The organism is Aquabacterium sp. A08, from assembly GCF_011742065.1.
In genome coordinates, this window is the sequence record NZ_JAAQQT010000677.1 from 1,196 (window position 1) to 2,298 (window position 1,103).

Here is a 1,103-nt window from a genome sequence, read left to right on the forward strand (position 1 = left end):
TCCGTCCAAGGCGTGGCCACCGGCCACCAAGGCCTGGGCAAAGACGGCGAGCCCACCGGCGACTTCCAGATCGGCATGGAACTGCACGCCAAGTACACCGTGTTTGCCGAAGGCGCCCGCGGCCACCTGGGCAAAGCGCTGATCCAGCGCTTCCAGCTCGACGCCGGCAAAGACCCGCAGGCCTACGGCATCGGCATCAAAGAACTGTGGGAAGTGCCCGCCGAGCAAGCGAAACCCGGCCTGGTGGTGCACACCGCCGGCTGGCCGCTGGACGGCCAGACCTACGGCGGCGGTTTCCTGTACCACCTCGAAGGCAACAAAGTCACCCTGGGCTTTGTGGTGGGCCTGGACTACAGCAACCCCTGGCTGAGCCCCTTCGAGGAAATGCAGCGCTGGAAGACCCACCCCAGCATCCGCCCCCACATCGAAGGCGGCAAGCGCATCGGCTACGGCGCGCGCGCCATCGTCGCCGGCGGGTTGCACTCCCTGCCCAAGACCGTCTTCCCCGGCGGTGCCCTGGTCGGGTGCGACGCCGGCTACTTGAACGCCGCACGCATCAAAGGCAGCCACGCCGCCATCAAGAGCGGCATGCTGTGCGCCGAAGCCGCCTTCGAAGCCATCCAGGCCGGGCGCAGCGGTGACGAACTCGTCGCCTACCCACAGGCCTTCGAGCAGAGCTGGCTGTACCGCGAACTCGACCAGTCGCGCAACTTCAAGGCCTGGTTCAAGAAGGGCAACACCGTGGGCGCGCTCATGACCGGCGTCGAGCACTGGCTGCTGCCCAAGCTCGGCATGAAGCGCCCGCCCTGGAGCCTGCACCGCACCCACGCCGACCACACCTACCTGCGCCCCGCGGCCGAGTGCCCGAAGATCGACTACCCCAAACCCGATGGGAAGCTGACCTTCGACCGCCTCTCCAGTGTCTTCATCAGCAACACCAACCACGCCGAAGACCAGCCCGCGCACCTCACGCTCAAGGACGCTGGCGTGCCGGTGAGCGTGAACCTGGCGAAGTACGCCGGGCCCGAGAGCCGCTACTGCCCGGCCGGGGTGTACGAGTTCGTGAACAAGGACGGGGCCGACCAGCTGGTGATCAACGCGCA

Annotated in this window: 1 protein-coding gene; it reads left to right on the forward strand. The window is 67.3% G+C overall.

Features of this window, described 5'->3' with window-relative positions; translation table 11 throughout:
* Nucleotides 1–1,103: electron-transfer flavoprotein:ubiquinone oxidoreductase (locus tag HA630_RS16965; RefSeq protein WP_166836185.1), on the forward strand; the 1,103-nt coding region annotated here is incomplete at both ends.